General features: G+C 45.1%; 18 protein-coding genes and 1 pseudogene. 11 read left to right on the top strand and 8 right to left on the bottom strand.

Features of this window, described 5'->3' with window-relative positions; translation table 11 throughout:
* The first annotated feature begins 9 nt into the window (after positions 1-9).
* The 4 genes from J2Z48_RS09845 (at position 10) to speB (ending at position 5,340) form a co-directional block, all read left to right on the top strand.
* Positions 10-1,710, top strand: a complete 1,701-nt coding sequence (locus J2Z48_RS09845) for an alpha-helical endospore appendage domain-containing protein (protein WP_307253101.1) — start codon at positions 10-12, stop codon at positions 1,708-1,710.
* Positions 1,711-1,755: 45 nt separating this feature from the next.
* Positions 1,756-3,453: an alpha-helical endospore appendage domain-containing protein gene (locus J2Z48_RS09840; protein WP_307253099.1), complete on the top strand. Its 1,698-nt coding sequence runs from the start codon at positions 1,756-1,758 to the stop codon at positions 3,451-3,453.
* A 164-nt stretch (positions 3,454-3,617) separates the two neighbouring features.
* On the top strand, positions 3,618-4,460 hold the full coding sequence (gene speE / locus J2Z48_RS09835) for a polyamine aminopropyltransferase (protein WP_307253384.1): 843 nt from the start codon (positions 3,618-3,620) through the stop codon (positions 4,458-4,460).
* 4 nt (positions 4,461-4,464) lie between these two features.
* Positions 4,465-5,340 (top strand): agmatinase, encoded by an 876-nt coding sequence (gene speB, locus J2Z48_RS09830; protein ID WP_307253095.1) that lies wholly within the window; start codon positions 4,465-4,467, stop codon positions 5,338-5,340.
* A gap of 209 nt (positions 5,341-5,549) precedes the next feature.
* Here speB and J2Z48_RS09825 read toward each other — a convergent pair whose 3' ends face one another.
* Entirely contained in the window at positions 5,550-6,005 is a 456-nt protein-coding gene (locus J2Z48_RS09825; RefSeq protein ID WP_307253094.1) for an Rrf2 family transcriptional regulator, read from the bottom strand.
* 198 nt (positions 6,006-6,203) lie between these two features.
* Between J2Z48_RS09825 and J2Z48_RS09820 the strand changes: the two genes are divergently transcribed.
* Positions 6,204-6,968, top strand: coding sequence for a nuclear transport factor 2 family protein (locus J2Z48_RS09820; protein WP_307253092.1), 765 nt, complete (start codon positions 6,204-6,206; stop codon positions 6,966-6,968).
* Positions 6,969-7,012: 44 nt separating this feature from the next.
* Here J2Z48_RS09820 and J2Z48_RS09815 read toward each other — a convergent pair whose 3' ends face one another.
* The 3 genes from J2Z48_RS09815 to J2Z48_RS09805 are packed head-to-tail and all read right to left on the bottom strand — an operon-like array spanning position 7,013 to position 9,935.
* Entirely contained in the window at positions 7,013-7,840 is an 828-nt protein-coding gene (locus J2Z48_RS09815; RefSeq protein WP_307253090.1) for a hypothetical protein, read from the bottom strand.
* Between the two features lies 1 nt (position 7,841).
* Positions 7,842-8,540: an AAA family ATPase gene (locus tag J2Z48_RS09810; RefSeq protein WP_307253087.1), complete on the bottom strand. Its 699-nt coding sequence runs from the start codon at positions 8,538-8,540 to the stop codon at positions 7,842-7,844.
* A gap of 36 nt (positions 8,541-8,576) precedes the next feature.
* Complete coding sequence (locus J2Z48_RS09805; protein WP_307253085.1) at positions 8,577-9,935, bottom strand: helix-turn-helix domain-containing protein; 1,359 nt, start codon at positions 9,933-9,935, stop codon at positions 8,577-8,579.
* Between the two features lie 312 nt (positions 9,936-10,247).
* Between J2Z48_RS09805 and J2Z48_RS09800 the strand changes: the two genes are divergently transcribed.
* The 6 genes from J2Z48_RS09800 (at position 10,248) to J2Z48_RS09775 (ending at position 13,764) form a co-directional block, all read left to right on the top strand.
* Positions 10,248-10,625: a hypothetical protein gene (locus tag J2Z48_RS09800; RefSeq protein ID WP_307253083.1), complete on the top strand. Its 378-nt coding sequence runs from the start codon at positions 10,248-10,250 to the stop codon at positions 10,623-10,625.
* Positions 10,626-10,902: 277 nt separating this feature from the next.
* The gene (locus J2Z48_RS09795; protein WP_307253081.1) at positions 10,903-11,478 is read left to right on the top strand and encodes a matrixin family metalloprotease; all 576 of its coding nucleotides are present in this window, start codon (positions 10,903-10,905) and stop codon (positions 11,476-11,478) included.
* Between the two features lie 15 nt (positions 11,479-11,493).
* Positions 11,494-12,177, top strand: a complete 684-nt coding sequence (locus J2Z48_RS09790; RefSeq protein ID WP_307253079.1) for a hypothetical protein — start codon at positions 11,494-11,496, stop codon at positions 12,175-12,177.
* Between the two features lie 80 nt (positions 12,178-12,257).
* The gene (locus J2Z48_RS09785) at positions 12,258-13,085 is read left to right on the top strand and encodes a hypothetical protein (protein WP_307253076.1); all 828 of its coding nucleotides are present in this window, start codon (positions 12,258-12,260) and stop codon (positions 13,083-13,085) included.
* Positions 13,082-13,561: a hypothetical protein gene (locus tag J2Z48_RS09780; protein ID WP_307253073.1), complete on the top strand. Its 480-nt coding sequence runs from the start codon at positions 13,082-13,084 to the stop codon at positions 13,559-13,561. The genes J2Z48_RS09785 and J2Z48_RS09780 overlap by 4 nt, the downstream gene beginning before the upstream one ends.
* Positions 13,558-13,764, top strand: coding sequence for a hypothetical protein (locus J2Z48_RS09775; protein WP_307253072.1), 207 nt, complete (start codon positions 13,558-13,560; stop codon positions 13,762-13,764). Before J2Z48_RS09780 ends, J2Z48_RS09775 begins: the two co-directional genes overlap by 4 nt.
* A 134-nt stretch (positions 13,765-13,898) precedes the next feature.
* On the opposite strand, the gene J2Z48_RS09770 is transcribed toward J2Z48_RS09775, so the two are convergent.
* From J2Z48_RS09770 to J2Z48_RS09755, 4 genes and pseudogenes are all read right to left on the bottom strand, one after another.
* Complete coding sequence (locus J2Z48_RS09770; protein WP_307253070.1) at positions 13,899-14,561, bottom strand: hypothetical protein; 663 nt, start codon at positions 14,559-14,561, stop codon at positions 13,899-13,901.
* 83 nt (positions 14,562-14,644) lie between these two features.
* Positions 14,645-17,665, bottom strand: a complete 3,021-nt coding sequence (locus J2Z48_RS09765) for an alpha-helical endospore appendage domain-containing protein (protein WP_307253069.1) — start codon at positions 17,663-17,665, stop codon at positions 14,645-14,647.
* Between the two features lie 160 nt (positions 17,666-17,825).
* Positions 17,826-19,445: an alpha-helical endospore appendage domain-containing protein gene (locus J2Z48_RS09760; RefSeq protein WP_307253067.1), complete on the bottom strand. Its 1,620-nt coding sequence runs from the start codon at positions 19,443-19,445 to the stop codon at positions 17,826-17,828.
* A gap of 318 nt (positions 19,446-19,763) precedes the next feature.
* Positions 19,764-20,477, bottom strand: a pseudogene (locus J2Z48_RS09755) (hypothetical protein); the annotation flags it as partial.

Raw genomic sequence — 20,477 nt, 5'->3', positions numbered from 1 at the left:
AGGTATAGCATGTCTCAAGCAAATATCCCTAATATATCACCTACTATTACTGTTGCGAGAGACGATGCAGTGAATCTATTACTGTCATCGATTGCGTTAGAAGAGTTAGGACTTAGCCATATCATTAACGCCGAGGGCGAAAAAATCCAATACGTTCTGGGGACTCTCCCTGGCGTGTCATCTGGCATTCAACCCACTCTTAGTGACCTACTTCTTATTAACAACAGCGTTCGTGATACGATTAATGTAATCGGAAAGAAAGAATGGATTTTAAACGAGAAATTAGTAAATGTGCTAGGTGCAGACGTTGCGAGAGGACCAACGGGACCTCAAGGAACGTTTGGGACCACAGGACCATCTGGAGGACCTCCAGGAAACGAGGGTCCTCAAGGGTCGATAGGCGCCACTGGTCCTCAAGGAGGTACGGGACTTGAAGGACCAGTAGGACCGACAGGAACTTTTGCTACAGGTGATTTCTTATTTGTGGTTGAAGGGAATACAGGAGCAGACGGAACTGCTCCACTCGATTTCGGAGATTTACTCAATGTTCTATCCAATACACTGGAGATCAATGTAACCCCTGGTTCAGCCGATGTAAGAATAGAAGTTCCTCCAGGTGATAACGGTCCGACGGGACCAATAGGACCGCAAGGATTTGAAGGCCCTCAAGGATCTACCGGACCACAGGGACCGCTAGGACCACAGGGACCCCTAGGCCCACAGGGACCAATAGGCCCACAGGGACCCCTAGGCCCACAGGGACCAATAGGCCCACAGGGACCCCTAGGCCCACAGGGACCGCTAGGACCACAGGGACCCCTAGGCCCACAGGGACCAATAGGACCACAAGGTCCAATAGGACCACAGGGACCAATAGGACCACAGGGACCAATAGGACCACAGGGACCAATAGGACCACAGGGACCAATAGGACCACAGGGACCACTAGGCCCTCAAGGACCACTAGGCCCTCAAGGACCACTAGGCCCTCAAGGATTTACCGGACCTCAAGGACCACTAGGCCCGCAAGGCCCGCAAGGACCGCAAGGATTTACCGGACCTCAAGGACCACTAGGTCCGCAAGGACCTCAAGGGTCTCAAGGCCCGCAAGGACCGCAAGGATTTACCGGACCTCAGGGGTCTATAGGACCTCAAGGACCGCAAGGACTCCTAGGGTCTCAAGGACCGCAAGGACCTCAAGGGCCTCAAGGCCCGCAAGGACCGCAAGGATTTACCGGACCTCAAGGAGCGGTAGGGACTGTTACTGGACCGACGGGATCAGAGGTGAATACCGCTGTTCGATATGTCGTTGTCACTGGCGGTAATATTCAAGTTGCTAATAATGCTTTTGTACAATTCACGGATAATTTTGGCACAACCAATACACCGTATGCTGCACCTAATATAACAATCACTGTCCCGGGAACCTATCATATCGCTTTTGCAGTTAGTACAGCACGAGGTGCGACTAGTTTACTCCAATGGACTGTAGCGATTAATGGTGTTCGTCTTCCTCAGGGAGAGTTTCATATATTTACAGCTACCGCAGCGAATAATGTGGAAATATATGGAGAATACCTTATGGTTCTAAATGCTGGAAATACAGTCTCTGTACAAAATACTGCAGGAAATACTCAAACGATATCAGGTGCCAATCTTAATGAAACAAATGCGTTTTTAACCGTAACGAGAATTGGCAATGCGCCATAATGTGACCTGTTTATACGGAGGACACTATTTGGAAGGAGGTATAACATGTCTCAAGCCAATATCCCTAATATTTCACCTAATATTTCCATTACGAGAGATGATGCTATTAATTTATTACTATCATCGATTGCGTTAGAAGAATTAGGGCTAAGTCATATTATTAATGCCGAGGGGGAAAAGCTCCAATACGCTATGGGAACTCTTCCTGGCGTGTCGACACCCTTTCAACCCTCACTCTCAGAATTACTCACACTCAATGCGAGCGTTCGCGACACGATTAATGTCATCACAAAGAAAGAATGGATTTTAAATCAGAAGTTAGAAAATGTGTTAGATGGAGAAGACGCTCCTACGGGACCAGCTGGGCCTCAAGGGCCACCGGGACCCGTAGGACCATTAGGAGGACCGCAAGGACCGCAAGGACCGCAAGGATTGATTGGAGAAACAGGACCTCAAGGATTCACGGGGCCTCAAGGCACTACAGGTCCGACTGGAACAATTGCTACAGGTGATTTCTTATTCCAGGTCCAAGGAAATTCAGGTGCAAGCGGAAGTATTCCACTTGGCTTCGGAGATACCCTAAACTTTCTATCCGATACGTTAGAAATTTCGGTGACCCCTGGTTCCGCCCTAGTACAGATAGATGCTCCTACAGGTGCCACCGGACCGACTGGAGAGACAGGACCTCAAGGCGGTATAGGACCTCAAGGTGGTATCGGTACTGAAGGCGGTACGGGTACTGAAGGCGGTACGGGTACTGAAGGTGGAACTGGGCCACAAGGCGGCATCGGTACTGAAGGTGGCACGGGTACTGAAGGTGGCACGGGTACTGAAGGTGGCACGGGTACTGAAGGTGGTACTGGGACTCAAGGTGGTACGGGTACTGAAGGTGGCGCGGGTACTGAAGGTGGCACGGGTACTGAAGGTGGCACCGGGACTCAAGGCGGCACCGGGACTCAAGGCGGTACGGGTACTGAAGGTGGTATCGGTACTGAAGGTGGTACTGGGACTCAAGGCGGCACGGGTCCTCAAGGCGGTATAGGCACCCAAGGAGGTATAGGTCCTCAAGGAGGGAGGGGCCCTCAAGGCGGTACCGGGACTCAAGGCGGCACCGGGACTCAAGGACCATTGGCTCAAGGACCTCAGGGCCCTCAAGGCGGCACCGGGACTCAAGGCGGCATAGGTCCCCAAGGCGGAAGAGGCCCTCAAGGCGGCGTAGGCCCTCAAGGACCAATAGGCCCTCAAGGCACCAGAGGCCCTCAAGGACCAATAGGCTTCCAAGGCGGCAGAGGCCCCCAAGGGGCGACGGGACCACCAATCTCTGATGCATTTCGATATGTTGTTTTTACGGGTAGCAATCTTGCAATTAATAATAATGCCTTTGTACCATTTGTAGATAAGTTTGGTACAGCCAATACACCATATGCTGCACCTAATATAACAATCAATGTCCCAGGGGCCTATAGAGTATCTTTTCAAGTTACTACAGCGCGTGCTGGGGCTGCCAATGCATTACAATGGTGTGGAGCTATTAATGGTACTCGTATTGCTCAGGGAGAATTTCATTATTCATCATCTGAACTAACTGGAGTTTGGCAAATATTTGGAGAATATTTTTTGAATCTAACTGCTGGGCAGACATTCTCTATCATAAATGTTTCAGGATCTACTCAAACCATATCAGGTGCGAATGCTGGTGAAACAAATGCATTTTTACTTGTAATGAGACTCGTCGATCAGTAATGAGACCTGTCTCTCTAAGGTAACATTAGATACTAAAAAGAGTCCTTTTAAAGGGCTCTTTTTTCCCTTCTCATTCCCTTTATTTACGTGCATTTCCCCTCTGTGGTATTCTTATTGAGGATTGTTGTCAACGAAAGGACGGATTACATATGGAAAAGCCACAAATGGAGTTATGGTACACGGAGCGGCAGACTCCGAATCACGGAATTACGACGAAAATCAATAAAACCTTGCACCACGAGGTAACCGATTTTCAATCATTGGATGTAATCGAAACCGAACAGTTTGGGAATATGCTGGTCCTAGACGGTATGGTGATGACGACTGATATAGATGAGTTTGTTTACCATGAGATGATCACGCATATTGCGATGAATACCCACCCAAATCCGAAGAACGTGCTAGTAGTAGGCGGCGGAGATGGCGGAGTGATTCGTGAGATTTTAAAACACTCCTCTGTCGAAAAAGCAGTCCTAGCAGAAATCGACGGCGGCGTAATCGAGGCTTCTAAGAAGTACTTCCCAGAGATTGCAAGTGGTCTATTTGGAGACGCTCGTGTTGATATCCAAGTAGCAGACGGAATCAAACATATCGCCGAAAATAAAAATAAATACGATGTCATCATGGTTGATTCCACAGAGCCAGTTGGTCCAGCAGTCGGATTGTTTGAAAAAGGCTTCTATGAAGGTATTCGTGAGGCGCTAAAAGAAGACGGAATCATGGTCGCACAAACGGAATCCCCATGGTTTAACCGTGACCTCATTCGCCGTGTGTTCGCTGATTTATCGGCTACTTTCCCGATCACTCGCCTTTACACAGCAAGCATCCCGACCTATCCATCCGGACTTTGGAGCTTTACCATCGGATCGAAGAAACATGATCCGTTAGCTGTAGATGTACAGGAACTGCCGGCACTAGATACCAAATACTATCGTCCAGAGATTCATAAAACTGTGTTCGAACTTCCTCAGTTTGTACGTGAGTTAACGGTGAAAGAGGAGAAGTAGGCACATGCGTTTTGAAGAAAAGTACTCAGGAAATGTATTTATCGGTTCAACAGACAACTTTGAAGAATCTACCACTGTCCTATACGGAATGCCGATGGACTGGACCGTAAGCTTCCGTCCTGGTTCTCGCTTCGGTCCTCCTCGCATCCGGGAAGCCTCTTTAGTTCACGAAGAATATAGCCACTATCTACGTCGCGAACTAACTGAAATCGCTTACTACGATGCTGGTGACATTCCCCTCGCTTTCGGGAATCCCGAGAAGAGCCTCGCCCAGATCGCGGACTTCGTAAGTCGTGTCCTCGATGCAGGAAAGATGCCTCTTGGGATGGGCGGCGAGCACTTGGTGACATGGCCCGTTGTGCAAGAAGTGTACAAACGTTACCCGGATCTAGCCATCATCCATATCGATGGACACGCAGACCTACGCACCGACTATGAAGGAGAGCCGTACTCTCACTCAACCCCCCTTCGCAAAATCTCAGAGTTAATCGGCGGAACCAACGTATACCAGTTTGGAATTCGTTCGATGACCCGAGAAGAAGTGGATTATACAGAAGAAGTAGGCATTCACTTCTTCCCATTTGACGTGCTAGAGCCGCTAAAGTCCTGTCTACCCGAACTAGCAGGTCGACCAGTCTATGTGACCATTGATATCGATGCTCTCGATCCAGCACATGCGCCCGGCACAGGTACCCCTGAACCAGGCGGGATCACAACCAAAGAGCTATTGGCTTCCATCCATGCCATAGCGAAGTCAGACTTGAAGATTGTAGGCGCAGACCTAGTAGAAGTCGCCCCAGCCTACGATCCAACCGAGCAAACTCCGATTACAGCTGCGAAGCTCATTCGTGAGATGCTACTTGGCTTTACAACGAAATAGAGATATACAAAGAACCCAGCTAAACGGTGACGAATAGCTGGGTTCGCTTTTTCTATCGATATCAAATACACAGTTTTTTGAATTCCTTTTTAAAATGAAAGGGACTTTCTAGCAGATGAAAAAATGGGGTTGATTCATTGAAAATGGAAAAAGCCATTAGATTTCACGTTAGGATGAGTGGGTCTAATAGCTTCTAATCTTTTATTTGTTTATTCATTACGTAACATTTTATTATTTAGTTTTTCCCTTTCGATCATATCCCTTTCTACATCTTCAACGGTTACATTTCCAAGGGCTTTTTCCAATGCGGTTTGGGCGATTTCAAAAATGGGACCGATTGTATGTTGGATATTTCTACCGACGGGGCATTGAGGATTTGGATTTTCGTGTATGCTAAATAATTCTTTATCTTGTACCACATTTACTGCCTTATAAACGTCTAGTAAGGTAATTTCAGATAAATCCTTCGCTAATTCAGCTCCTGCAATACCGGGTCTTACTTTTACCAGACCTGCATTTTTAAGCATCCCCATGATTTTCCTTATCACCACAGGATTCGTGTTTACACTTCCTGCTAAAAATTCGGACGAGCTGACTCCATTTTTATTCATTTTAATCAGAGTTAATATGTGAATTCCCACAGCAAAGCGACTACTGATTGACATCTTTCCTTCACCTTCTTTTATTCATTGCACCATTATAACACAACTGTAATGATTCCTATTACAAGTTCATTTTCCCTTCATATATGCGCAAAGTATAGAAAATCGTTTTTATGAGTGTTGACAAATGAGATAATTGTAACTATCATAATTACAAGTAATCGATTTGGTTACAACAAAGTGTTGAAGGAGCGTTTTTCTATGACAACAAATAAAGATAAAGCAATTGCGGTGTTACAAAGCCTTGAAAACGGAAACCCAACTGCCATACAGGAGTACATTCATTCTTCCCAATATATCCAACACAACTTAGACTTTCCTGATGGAAGAGAAGTATTACTAGGTGCTTTGGGTGATCTGAAAGAGAATGGAACCAAAGTGGATATTCAGAGGGTTATGGAGGATGGTAATTATGTAGCTATGCACACTGATTACAACTTCTTTGGATTGAAAGTTGGTTTTGATATTTTCCGCTTTGAGAATGGTCAAATCGTAGAGCATTGGGATAACCTACAGGGGAAAGTTGAAAAAACTCCGAGTGGTCATACTATGTTAGATGGGGCAACGGAAATCACAGATCTCGAAAAGACAGAAGAGAATAAAGAACTTGTTAAGAGCTTCGTACAAGATGTATTAATGGGACAAAACCCTACGAAGATTACCTCTTATATTGATGGAGAGAATTATATCCAGCACAACCCAGCCATTGCGGACGGGCTCTCCGGTCTCGGGAAGGCATTAGAGGAGATGGCAGAACAAGGAGTTGCCATGGAGTACCATAAAACGCATATGGTTATTGGACAAGGCAATTTTGTATTAACAGTAAGCGAAGGAGCTTTTGGAGGGAAACACACCTCGTTTTATGATCTATTCCGAGTTGATAACGGAAAAATCGTAGAGCACTGGGACACCATTGAGTTCATATCACCAGAATCTGAATGGAAAAATACGAATGGAAAGTTTTAAGTTCCACGCTCAAGTCATTCTAAAAAAAGCCATTGGATCTCACGTTAGGATGAGTGGGTCCAATGGCTCATTTTCTGTAGCAATGATACTGCAAGGATGTGTAAAGGTTCCTCTAGATCCGGATGGTCTCCCTTTTTCATACGATGAAGAAGGCGGTCGATTACCATAAGTTGTGAAACCACACCCTCTCGTGTATCGAGATCTTCTAGAAACCAATTATATACTCGGCGAGCTATAGCGGGAACGAGTAAGCTATATACATAAAGAGTAGCCGCATCATACCCTTTCGGAGCTAGTCCCCATCCTTCCCAGTCTAGGATGGCAAAAGGAATCATCATATTATTCCAATGTAGATCCCCATGTGCGGCGCCCCACTTCTGGATCGTGAAATCACATTCGTTGCCAAACCGATTCGATAATCGTAAGTCAATCTCTTCCTGGGTGCGTATCACTCGACTTGTTTCCAATAGAGATAGAGAATGAAGGGAATCTCGTAGTTCTTGCCACCAAGAATCAGAGAGACCGAGATATGTTCTACACTCAGAGGTGGGTGAACAGATTTTTCCATCCATCCAAGTAAGTACCTCGGCACGAACACAAACGCTTCCCCATTCCCATTCAGTTGAATAAAGGAAGTTAGGTTTTCGGATTCCTGTAATCTGGTTTGCTTCTTCGTTTCCAGTCCAAAAATCCCCGTCCTTCCACTTCTTCTGCTCCGTTACAACTCGCAACCATACCTTTACTCCATCTTTCAACGAAAGACAAGCAATCGTTCGATCCTGCCAACCGAATACCGGCGTACCGATTAAGTTTAATGAAAAGATAGAAGCCGCCTTTTCCAATGCTTCTCTCATCCATTGTTTCCAGTCCATGTTAATCCCCCATATAGAAGTTAGGGTTTTCTAGAAACCTCCGCCAATTATCCACTAGCTCTAATTCACGCCATGAAGACTTCCGAATCCCGTGCTTTCCTAGTTCCCAGACTGTCGCACCAGGTAGAGCTGTCAAAATAGGGGAATGGGTTGCACAAATAATTTGCCCCCCTGTATGAGCCACCTGCTTCATGATTTCTACTAACTTTAAGCAAGAAGTGAACGAGAGTGCGGCTTCCGGCTCATCCATGATATAGAGACCTGGATCTCGAAACATCGTATTGAGTACAGTAAGAAATCCCTCTCCGTGGCTCATTTCCATCACGTTTTCTTCCCAATAGCCGTACATTCCTGACACAAACGACATAAAGCCATGTGCCGTTTCGGCTCTTAAGAAATAACCTTTTCGATCTCTCTTATTCCCTACTATCCGTCCATGTAGTTTGATGGTCTCACCTAGTAATGTCTTAGGACGATCATTTACGTATTTTCTACCAGCGCGCCCACCACGGGCATCCAAACCATATGCTTCTGCAATCGCTTCTACAATGGTCGATTTACCAGAACCATTTTCACCAACAAGAAATGTAATAGGTGTATCAAGTGTTAAACCATCTTGTACTAATCGAGCAACAGGTGGGATTGAATAAGGCCAACAATCAGTCGAGACTGGCTGACAAGTAATACGGTCGATAATCATGAAAATCATTCCTTATGAATAATTGAACTGCACCTTTTATAGCTCATACAAATCATCCTCAGTTTTAAAATTGAGCTCTTTTTGTAGAGTATAGATTTCTTTGATACAAGCAATGAATTCATTATTACTCTTCATCTTCTCGAAACAGTTAGCCATTTTCCATAAAGCAGAAAATTGACGATGTCTAAAGCCATGTTTCGCTGTAAGTTCAACAGCTTCTTGGAAAAACGGGACTGCATCAGCATAATTCATCTGGTGAGTAAAGCAGTTTCCTTGGATAATTAAGGCTTTAGATAAACGAAATATATCTGGTAAACTTCTACTAATCTGAAGGGCTTTTTGGATATGAGTGTTCGCACGTTCCCAATCTCGTTGTGCTAGAAAGAGAATGGCCAGGTAGGAGTGGGTATCAATATGTTTTCGTGGATAATCTAATTTATGATCCGTCTCTAGCACTATTTGAAATCGAAGCAACGCCTTATCGAATAATCTTAGCTTAAGGTAAATGCTTCCTAGTATGTTTAATAATTCAACATGACTCCATTGAATCTGGTTTCTACGTGCAAGTACTAATCCTTCTTCGCAGAGTTGAATAGCGGTATTAAATTCTTCTCGCTCACGTAACAGAACGGAGCGGTGTTGATACATACTCAATCGAGTTGAAATACTTTCGATTTCGGGTAATGATGCCCATATCTCATTCAGATATTGTAGAGCTAGATCGGATTGAGCAGATTTCATGAGATACAAAATTCTATTACTTAGTAGGAAATCCAGAGCTTCAGGTCTTTTCTTAGTGTGATCATACGTATCCATCCCCTTTTTTACATACGCCAAAGCACCTGGCAAGTCGCTTTGGTGATAGCTACAGGAGCTTAATTGATTATAACAAAGGCTAATGATGTTATTATCTGGATCTAGTTTATGGATTCTACATAACTGGATGGCTTGTTCAAAGTAGGAACGTGCTTTTTTGAATTCCTTACTTTTATAAAAACAACGGCCTTTTAAATACGGCAGCCAAGGGGCATATACATGGAAGTCTTCTAGTTTGATCGCTTCTATCTTATTCAGTATTTCTGTGCCTCCATCCGCCACACCAAAATCTAAATTACTTGTCATTGTTTCGAGGCAGTCAAGGTGAAATCTCAACTCTTCCATTGCATGCTGTTCTTGATGGATCAACGTATTGAGATTTGTTTGATCCAAATTCAACTTCTTTAGCAAGTATGCAAACGTCTCATCCCTCGGATCTACTTCTCCGCGTTCTATATTACTAATTGTCGAAGCGGATAAATTTACATCTTCGAGATCCTTCTGATTTAACCCCAAATCCTTCCTTACTTTTTTCACGATATATCGGGCTATACTAGCCTCTACATAAGGGTTTTCCATTATCACTCTACCTCTCTCTATTAGGAAATAGAAAAAAATTAGAAATAAAAAATATTTTCTCGTTTTAATTCTCCATATTAAAATCATTTCCCTTCCATGAAGAAAAGTCCAGAGAAATAGGGATTTACAGTCTTCTTTGTCCCATTCGTGCCAGTTTCAAAATCAAAATAGTCGATATCAAAGTTAAAATACCAAAATATTGAAAAAACTTAATTGATGAAATATAATTTAGCTGACGAGGCAGTAAGGTTGCAGAACCATATCTGATCTATTTCTGATTTTCCAAAAATAAAAGAACGGAGTGTTTGGAAATTGTTAAAACTTCAAGTAGAAGGCTCACGAGAGAAGATCAAGTCCTTTATGGACGACGTTCACCGTAATCCCAGCGTGAAAGTGCTTGAACAAGAGACTGGTTACAAGATCAAAGACGGCGAAGTCCAGCCCTGCGTCAAATGTTCTATCGATCACATACCCGAACGGCGCATGAGTATCATTCAGATCATCACCACCGACGGTCAGAAAATCGAATTTAAGATGTTCGACATGGTACAAGCCGCTATCACTGAAGGTATAAAAGTCTTCGCCGGACGATCCGTTGACATCTTTAGCGTTATTCAAGAAGAAAAAGAAGCCTTCAGATTATGGAAGAAGCTACGAGAAACATTCGAAGAAAAAGACGAACGCTCCTAGAACTTCCCACAATCTTGCAGGCTCTTAATTTGAAGTGTAGATATATGTTCCAGACTACCCCCAGTAGTCCGGTCCATCCTCTACACCCACCACCCTCTAAGGAGGTGATGCCAAGCTAATTTACGTATACCACCAGCATACACCAATGCCCCCTATCAAGTCACGAACACTGTTTTGATACACAGACATTTTCAAGCCAAATACGAAGGACGTAGGGAATTTTAGCGAGAACTCGTCCTTTGTATTTACCTACAAGACAACAAACGAGGTGGATAGTTTGAAAAAGAGATTGTCGTTATTGCTGTCGGTTTTAGCATTGGTCGTATTTTTTCCAACAGAATCATTTGCATATATTCTGTACGGACATAAGTTAACCAATGGAGTAGGAAATTGGGGTAAGAATCGCCAATATTACTACCTACATGACTCAGCAAACAAATATAAACCCCTTATCAAAAATGCTTGGAACACGTGGATTTACTCATCTAGTATTTTGTCCACACCGATATCCTTTCGGGAATCAACTAACAAGAAAGCAAGTGTTATTGAATTCACTTCCTACGATGATTCCTCGGATATACGTTCTGGTGTGACGTACTTTTACCGTTATAAAGAGAAGGTCGAACCTGAGAAGAGCAACTGGGGATGGGCAAGAATTGAGTTGAATCAAGCGAAATTGAAATATTTGAGTTCAGGAGACCAACAAGGAACGATCGCCCATGAGATCGGTCATGCTATGGGTTTGGCCCATAATGGGGATGAGTTTTCGGTTATGTGTCAATTTGCATTTGGCAGGAAGACAAGCAGACCTTTGCTAGATGACTACAAAGGTATCAACGCAATCTACAATTAAAGGAGCGATTGAACAATGAAAAAAGGACTGATCCTTCTTAGCATTGGCGCTATCTTGTTAGGCTCTGTCATGGTGGTCTCAGCTTCATCAAGTGTCTTTACAACAAACACGGGGACGAAGGCTACAAAGAAAGCTACTGAGGAAAAAGATTTGGGGATCATAACGGTAGAGGCTCATTCCGATATTGTAAGGTTCTATCCCGACATAAGAAGCCTAACGAAAGACTCTGACATTGTAATCGAAGGCGATGTTATGAATGCCAGCACAAAATATTACAAGGATAGGGTTGCACCGTCTACACTCTCGCAAGTGAAAGTTTCAAGGGTGATAAGTGGTGATGTAAAGATCGGAGATGTTCTAACCTTTCAAGAAACGGGTGGCATCACGACTCAAAGGTATATAAGTGAAAGTAGTGGGAGAGGAAAAGATTTTCCTCCTCTTAGCGAAGCCGAAGAAAATAAGCAGGTAGATTTCAAAATTGATGGAATTTCTGCCATGAAAAAAGGCGAAAAGGTCATGTTGTTTGGGGGAAGGTATCAAGAAGGTATTTATCTCATTGTAGGTGGATATCAAGGTAAATTCAAAGTAGATGATGAGCAGATTGAGAGACCAGCCCCAAAGGGTGACGAAGCTGTTTATCCTGCTTTGAAAATGAGTCTATCTAGTCTGGAAAGTGAAGTAAAGTCATTTAAAAAGTAAGCTCTAAGGGCATTCCAATTCACTCTGGAGTGCCTTTTAACAATCCAATATCTATGTCGAAGCGAGTATCGGGAGGTTCTATGTGGAATTCAAAGCTGGTCTATTTATTATTCATAGGCGTGCTGTTCATAGAAGGATGTTCTATAGCAAAAGTCGAGACTGCTAAGGGTAGCGTTTTCCAAGTAGTAAAAAATGATAGCAGTTACGAATCCTTCTGGGCTCCTGGAGAGAACGAACAGTTCATCATGAATCTAGCAATTAATCATTCATCCAATTTACCCGTACAAAAAGAAGACTTTACCTCTATTAAACTTCTTCCTAGTACCGACATGGTAAAAGTAGAAGGGTTCAATATCTCCCCCTATCCACCACAACGAGATCTTGAACAAAAAGGCTTTTTTGTTTATCTATCCACTCAGGGAACTGGTAAGCACACTTTCCATAAGATTGTCTTTCACACCAAAGACGGAAAAGAAAAGGAACTAGATATTGGTAACCTCACGATTAACGTGCATGATGGAATTTATTCGGGCATACAGCCTTCTAGTGAATCGGGCATTTTCTCTCAATCAAGACCCCTCATCATCAACGCCCAAAATGGAAATGATTACCCTGTGAAAATTACAGAGATTCGAATGAATAACCCTCATGTGGCAGTAGCAGATAATGACACCAAGGTAATATTGAACGGAAAAGGGCAACCCTTTTCGAGGGATGGTTATGTCCTAAAGCCAAATGAGCAATTACCGATTCGGATTGATTGGAAGGTTACATTTCCTTTTAATCAAACTCTCAATATTGATCTGAGACCCGTTATTATCAGCGAATACAAAGGAAAAACTGAATACGCGGGGGTTCCTAATGTGATCTTTCGCAATGATTTTTCAGAAAGGAGCAATCCAAAATGAAAAGAGTTATTTCCATTGTCTGTATGTGCTTGATAGCTTTGATGGTAAATGCATGTAATAATACTTCGGCGATTCCAGAGAAAAAGATAGAGTCTCCTCCTACTCAATCCAAACCAACTAAGCCGAAAGAAGAACCTGCCATCAAAGGTGTTTATGTTCTGGCAGATGTATTGACTTTATATAACGATATCCGAAGCTTAACAAGAGCCGCTGCTGTTGTATTTGAAGGCGACGTCATCAGTACTAGCTCAGAGTATCACAAGGATGGTTCTTCCGTGCCGTATACCACTTCTCAAGTGAGAGTTGCAAAGGTCTTGAATGGAAAGGTACAAGTGGGTGATGTTCTAACGTTTGGAGAGATGGGAGGCGTTACCACGAAAAAGGAGGAAAGGAAATACGATGGAAGGGATTTTCATCTGAATAAATCAGAAGAAAATGAGCTGGTGGAGTTTCAAGTGAATGGATCTCGGTCATGAAGAAGGGTGAAAGGGTCATTTTGTTCGGGAAAAAGAGAGAGAATGACGAGATGTATTCTGTAGTAGGTGCATATCAAGGGAAGTTTAGTATAGAGGGAAATACGGTTCAAAGAGCAGTGCCTAAGGGAGATGAGGGGATATATGGACCCTTAGAAATGAGTCAATCCACTTTTGATTTTGAAGTGAAGCAGTCTAGACAGTAAGGAGAATGTAACAGAAGTGAATCAGGAAGCTCAATCAGATGGTGTGGGTAAAGAGAAAAGAGCCATCTGGGGAAAGATGGCTCACAGACTGTAGACAGTGTCTTTTGCTGGTTGAACTGGTTATTTTATAAATATTATCCAATTCTGTAAATGGCTATACTTGAGTAAGCGGGTACTCGCCCTGCAGTGTTAGTGCGGAATAAATTTGCAACACTACCATTATTTGATGCATTTCGAACTCCGATAGTCTGCCCTGCACCCATTGGCAGTATATCCATGATTGTTATAGAACCCGGACCTGTTTCTCCGATTATGGCCATAATGGTGTTTGTTCGTGGTGTTCCATTTACTTCGAATTGAAATACACTAGAGTTATTACATGTAATAGTAGATATCATCATATATACGCCAGGATCGGTTACAGTAAATAGAGTACCTGTTGGGGAAGCGGCAAAACCACTTGATACGATACCAACTGCACTTTCTTGTAGATTATATCCTATTCTTCCTCCCGCAGCTAAGGTTAGACCTGCAGTAGAGTCCCCCATAAAAGCTGCAAAAGCTGGAGGGAACGCAGAGGTAGGTCCAGTAGCGCCCGTAGCGCCTGTAGGTCCAGTGGCTCCCGTGACACCATCTGTGCCCGTGGCTCCAGTCGCCCCAGTAGTCCCAGTAAGACCGAGTTCTGCAACGATTGCTTGAACGATTTCTGCAATGGCTCCAGTCGTTCCAGTGGGCACTTCTAGTCTCACATTAGCAGAACCAGGTGTTACTGTAAAGAAGTCTTCTACAGTAACCACCCCCTTTGAGAGCGAATAGGAGCCTCTCTAAGGGGGGATGAATTGTGGGGGAAGTTAAAATCCCCTTGTTTATTGCAACTTATCTAGCGATACCAGAATTGTAACCATTGAGGGTTATTTCCAACGGGAATGGTTACAAAGATATTGCTTGTTAGCTGATCGACGAGTGCTACTGTTCCGGGGTTTCCATTTGAATTTATGGCAGCAAATACGGATGCGGAGAAGCTATCAAGTATGAGATCTGTTGGGGTTGAGCTTACTGCTAGCTCTCGCCCGTTACCCGCGAATGTAATAGTGGATAGGAGTGCATAATTGTTGTTCGCATCGTATTTACGAGCAGTGTTATTTGAATTTTTGACATAGAGTATATTGGTTAGTGTATTAATGTCTATCCCAATGGGGGCGGGGCTTGCGAAGGTGGTTATGATTGTGTTGGTAATGGCATCAATAGCTGCGACCTGGCTTCCGCCATTGACAGCTACATAGTATCGTCCGGCTGCTGGGTTTACAGCAAATTGATGATCGCCATTTGCTGTAGTAATCGTTGCGACAACGTTGTTCGAATCGCTGTCAACGACGAAAACAAATCCATTGTTTGAAGAAATATAAATTTGATTTGTTACTGGATTTACATCTGTCTCTAAAGGTTGGGGTATTGGGGAGATTGTGGTGATGAAAATATTGTTTTGATCATAGACGGATACATTATTACTAGCGAAGTTTGTAATATATACTCTACCATTGTTAGGGTTTACAGCTCCCCCTCTAGGAGTGGTACCGACGGTAAGTGTTGCAATGACGGTATTGGTTAGAGCGTCGATGACGGAAGCAGTGCGTGATCCAGAATTGGCTACATATACCCGGTTGTTCTTTTGGTTTACGGACCCTCCCCAAGGATTCACTCCTACTGGGATGGTAGCGATGACTTTTAGCGTTCGTACGTTAATAACCGAGACGCTATTTGAACCACCGTTTTGAACATAGATGAAAGGTGTGCCGTCGTCAGCCACTGGACAGGTACAGCAGTCGTCTGGTGGTGAGAATGGGATGGCGTTAATCGGAGTTACTCCGACTGTATCCGTAGCAATGACGGTATTGGTAATCCCATCAATGACAGAGACAGAATTATCACTTCGATTGGCAACATAGATCAGGTTCGTTGAGGTGTCCACGCCGATTCCAGATGGATTCGATCCGACTGGAATGGAAGTGATGATCGTATTGAGATTCGTATCGATGACGGTGACAGAACGGTTAGCGCTATTGGCAACATAGAGCCTCTGTGTTCTTGGATTTGCTTGTAATCCCCGTAAGCCTGTGAGCGCTGGGATGGTCGTGATGACGGTATTGGTGTTTCCGTCTATGACTACGACTCCACCCGCATTCGTAGCGACATAGACTCGATTGGTGACACAGTCTACTGCTGTGGATCTCGGATTGCCTCCTGTAATAATCGTGGCAACGATGTTACTGGTAACCCCGTCTATGGCAACAATGTTATTTAAGTTGGCATTTGGAACATAGACTTGATGTGTCGCAGAGTTTACTCCGATTTGTGGTATTTCGACTAAACCACTGGCTAATGTAACGGTGGCAGTAATGTTATTGGTATTTCCATCGATGAAGGAGACATGTTGGCTCGTTGTATTCACTGCATAAATCTGATTGAGGGCTGTATCTACTCCTACTCCCCATACGTTCGTTCCTGTGGTAACCGTGGTGATGACCGTATTGGTTCTGCTATCAATGACCACGACACGACCAACGGTCTGATTAAGTCCGACATAGATTCGATTGGTTAGGGGATTGACTGCTAATCCGGTTTGATTATTTGTTCCGATTGTAATCGAGGTGGTTAATAGATTGGTATCTTTATCGATGACAGAAACGGAAGTGCTACCGCTATTCGTGACGTAGACTTGGTTGGGAATGGCTGGTGTTCCCGGAGATCCAGTGGGTCCGGTAGATCCCGTATCTCCAGTTGACCCTGTAGCGCCCGTCACGCCGTCGATGCCTGTAGCGCCTGTAGCGCCAGTAATGCCGTCGATGCCCGTAGCGCCTGTAGCGCCAGTAATGCCGTCGATGCCCGTAGCGCCTGTAGCGCCAGTAACACCGTCGATGCCCGTGGCACCTGTAGCGCCAGTAACGCCGTCAATGCCTGTGGCACCTGTAGCGCCAGTAACGCCGTCAATGCCTGTGGCACCTGTAGCGCCAGTAACACCGTCGATGCCCGTAGCGCCTGTAGCGCCAGTAACGCCGTCGATGCCCGTAGCGCCTGTAGCGCCAGTAATGCCGTCGATGCCCGTAGCGCCCGTAGCGCCTGTAGCGCCAGTAACACCGTCGATGCCCGTTGCCCCAGTTGGTCCGTCGACTCCGTCAGCGCCCGTAGCACCAGTGGGCCCTGTAACCCCAGTAAGACCGAGTTCATCAACAATTGCTTTAATAATTTTCCCAATGGCTCCAGAAGCGCCAGTGGGCACATCCAATCGTACATTTGCTGAACCAGGTGTTACCGAAATTTCTAACGCATTGGATATAAAGTTTAGTGTATCTCCGAAACCAAGTGGAACTGTTCCGCTGGCCCCTGAATTTCCTTGAACCACAAATAAGGTTCCGCCGGTAGCAAAAGACCCTGTCGGTCCTTGAGGTCCTTGAGGTCCAAGAGGACCAGTGCCCCCAGTGGCTCCGATTGCTCCTACCGTTCCTTGAGGTCCCTGAGGTCCGGTGCCGCCAGGGGGTCCAGGAGGTCCTCCTGATGATCCTGTAGTTCCTGCTGGTCCTTGTGGTCCCGTTGGTCCCCTCGTAACATCTGTGCCTAATACGTTTTCTAACTTCTGGTTTAAAATCCATTCTTTCTTTCCGATTATATTGATGGTGTCACGAACGCTTTCATTGATCGTGAGTAGGTCGGTAATCGTGGGTTGAAAGGTGGTTGACACTCCGGGAAGAGTTCCGAGAACGTATTGGAGCTTTTCGCCCTCGGCGTTAATGATGTGGCTAAGTCCTAGCTCTTCTAACGCAATCGAGGATAGTAACAGGTTTACTGCATCTTCTCTTGTGATAGAGATATTAGGTGAAATATTAGGTATATTTGCTTGGGACATGTTCTGCCTCCTTCCATAAAGTCTTACTATAGGTATGCTTGGTCACGAATGCATGTACTAGGTTATTGAATCAACTTCTATATTTGTAGGTAAAAAAGAGCCATCTTTGGGGATGGCTCCTATGATCGTGACTATTCGCTGTACAATCCTGATCGTGTAGCTAATTAATTTTCATGATACTAATACCTGCATATGCCGGTCTTCTTGTAGTAATAGGTTGGGTGCCAGATTGTAAAGTTACTGAATTAACACCGCCATTTCGAACAGAAATCGTTTGTCCAGCGCTCATCTGACGTATATATGGTATGGTTACTGAACTTGCTCCAACTCCTGTTGCACCACCTACTGAGAACAGAGTATTACTAACGGCAGCACCATTTATCGTGTATTCAAAGACGCCTACAGATCCTGGTGCAACCGAAATCGTAACTGCCATATAATACAGGCCTGGGATCTGTACTTGGAAGCCAGTTGCCCCGGCTACTAGTGGAAGGTTTGGATCTGTTTTATCAGCTAGGTTATATACTAGAAACGCACTCGGAGCTATTTGAAGATTGGTTGTACTAGAATCTCCGAAATAGGATATAGAAACGGAAGAGAGGGTTCCTGTAGGTCCAGTACCGCCTTGAGGCCCAGTCGGTCCTTGAGGTCCTTGAGGTCCCAGGGGTCCCGTACCGCCTTGAGGTCCTTGAGGTCCGAGAGGTCCCGTACCACCTTGGGGTCCTTGGGGTCCGAGAGGTCCCGTGCCGCCTTGAGGTCCTTGGGGTCCGAGAGGTCCCGTATCGCCTTGAGGTCCTTGAGGTCCTTGGGGTCCGAGAGGTCCCGTATCGCCTTGAGGTCCTTGAGGTCCTTGGGGTCCGAGAGGTCCCGTATCACCTTGAGGTCCTTGGGGTCCGAGAGGTCCCGTATCACCTTGAGGTCCAAGGGGTCCGAGAGGTCCCGTATCACCTTGAGGTCCTTGGGGTCCGAGAGGTCCCGTATCACCTTGGGGTCCAAGGGGTCCGAGAGGTCCCGTATCACCTTGAGGTCCTTGGGGTCCGAGAGGTCCCGTATCGCCTTGAGGTCCAGTGACCCCTGTCAGTCCGGTTGTCCCTGCCAGTCCTGTAAGCCCAGTAAAGCCAAATTGATCAAGGATTGATTTAATGATATTCGCAATGGCTCCAGAAGCGCCAGTGGGCACATCCAATCGCACATTTGCTGAACCAGGTGTTACCGAAATTTCTAACGCATTGGATATAAAGTTTAGTGTATCTCCGAAACCGAGTGGAACCGTTCCGCTGGCCCCTGAATTTCCTTGAACCACGAATAAGGTTCCGCCTGTAGCAAAAGATCCAGTTGGTCCTTGGGGTCCTTGAGGTCCAAGAGGACCAGTGCCCCCAGTGGCTCCAATTGCTCCTACCGTTCCTTGAGGTCCCTGAGGTCCTGTGCCGCCAGGAGGTCCAGGAGGTCCTCCTGATGATCCGGTGGCTCCCACTGGTCCTTGGGGTCCCGTTGGTCCTCTCGTAACATCTGTGCCTAACACGTTTTCTAACTTTTCATTTAAAATCCATTCTTTTTTTCCGATTACATTGATCGTAAGTAAGTCGGTGATTGTGGGTTGAAAGGTTGTTGATACTCCGGGGAGAGTTCCGAGAACGTATTGGAGCTTTTCGCCCTCGGCGTTAATGATATGGCTAAGTCCTAACTCTTCTAACGCGATCGATGATAGTAACAGGTTTACTGCATCTTCTCTTGTGATAGAGATATTAGGTGAAATATTAGGTATATTTGCTTGGGACATGTTTCTGCCTCCTTCCATAAAGTCTTACTATAGGTATGTTTGGTCATGAATATATGTACTAGGTTATTGATTCAACTTCTATATTTGTAGGCAAAAAAGAGCCACCTTTTGGGATGGCTCCTACGATTGTGACTCTTTTCTACCCATCATTGATAATGTTAATTCATGCGTAGCTAAGCTCTTCGCGCCCTGTAAGCGTGGGTATGAATAGCCGTGGTCCGTATTGAGGGAAAGAAAAAATACCTGATAGCATAGCCATCAGGCAAAAAGAAATATCTTCATAACCGAATCGAGCAAGGTCATCGGTTTGTCAATTTATCAACGTAACATGATTACAGAAATTCCACATTGAGGTCTTCCTACTCCTCCGGTGGTCTGGACTATAACTTGCAATGTTGCAGCAGGGCCTGGTGGTACTTGAACAATTGCTACTGCGGAGTTAGAAGAGTTGGTGTTATTCGATTGTGCTACTTGTGTTCCTTGAATCAGAGCTCCGTTTAACTGTAATTCAAACGTAGCGTTGTTAGCAGAAGATCTGGCAGAATAGTTAACCTCGTAATAATGATTTGGAGCCAAGGTAATCGTTCCTGTTGCTCCACCACCACCTGTATCAAGTGTGATTTCACCAGAACCAAATTGAGTGAGAATCGTGTCGTAAGGTAAAGGATTACCTGCATTAACAGAAGGAGAGAATCCAGCTCCAGTTACGGTAGCAAACAAGAAGCTATTTGCCACTGCTCCAGTCGGTCCCGTAAATCCTTGAGGTCCAATAGGTCCCTGAGGTCCTTGAGGTCCTTGAGGCCCAAGAGGTCCAATAGGTCCCGTGCCGCCTTGAGGCCCTTGAGGTCCAAGAGGTCCCGTACCGCCTTGAGGTCCTTGAGGCCCAAGAGGTCCCGTGCCACCTTGAGGTCCTTGAGGTCCGAGAGGTCCCGTATCGCCTTGAGGTCCTTGAGGTCCGAGAGGTCCCGTATCGCCTTGAGGTCCTTGAGGTCCGAGAGGTCCCGTATCGCCTTGAGGTCCTTGAGGTCCGAG

The organism is Croceifilum oryzae, assembly GCF_030814315.1.
Lineage (GTDB): Bacteria > Bacillota > Bacilli > Thermoactinomycetales > Thermoactinomycetaceae > Baia > Baia oryzae.
This window is presented reverse-complemented; position numbering and strand designations above follow the sequence as displayed.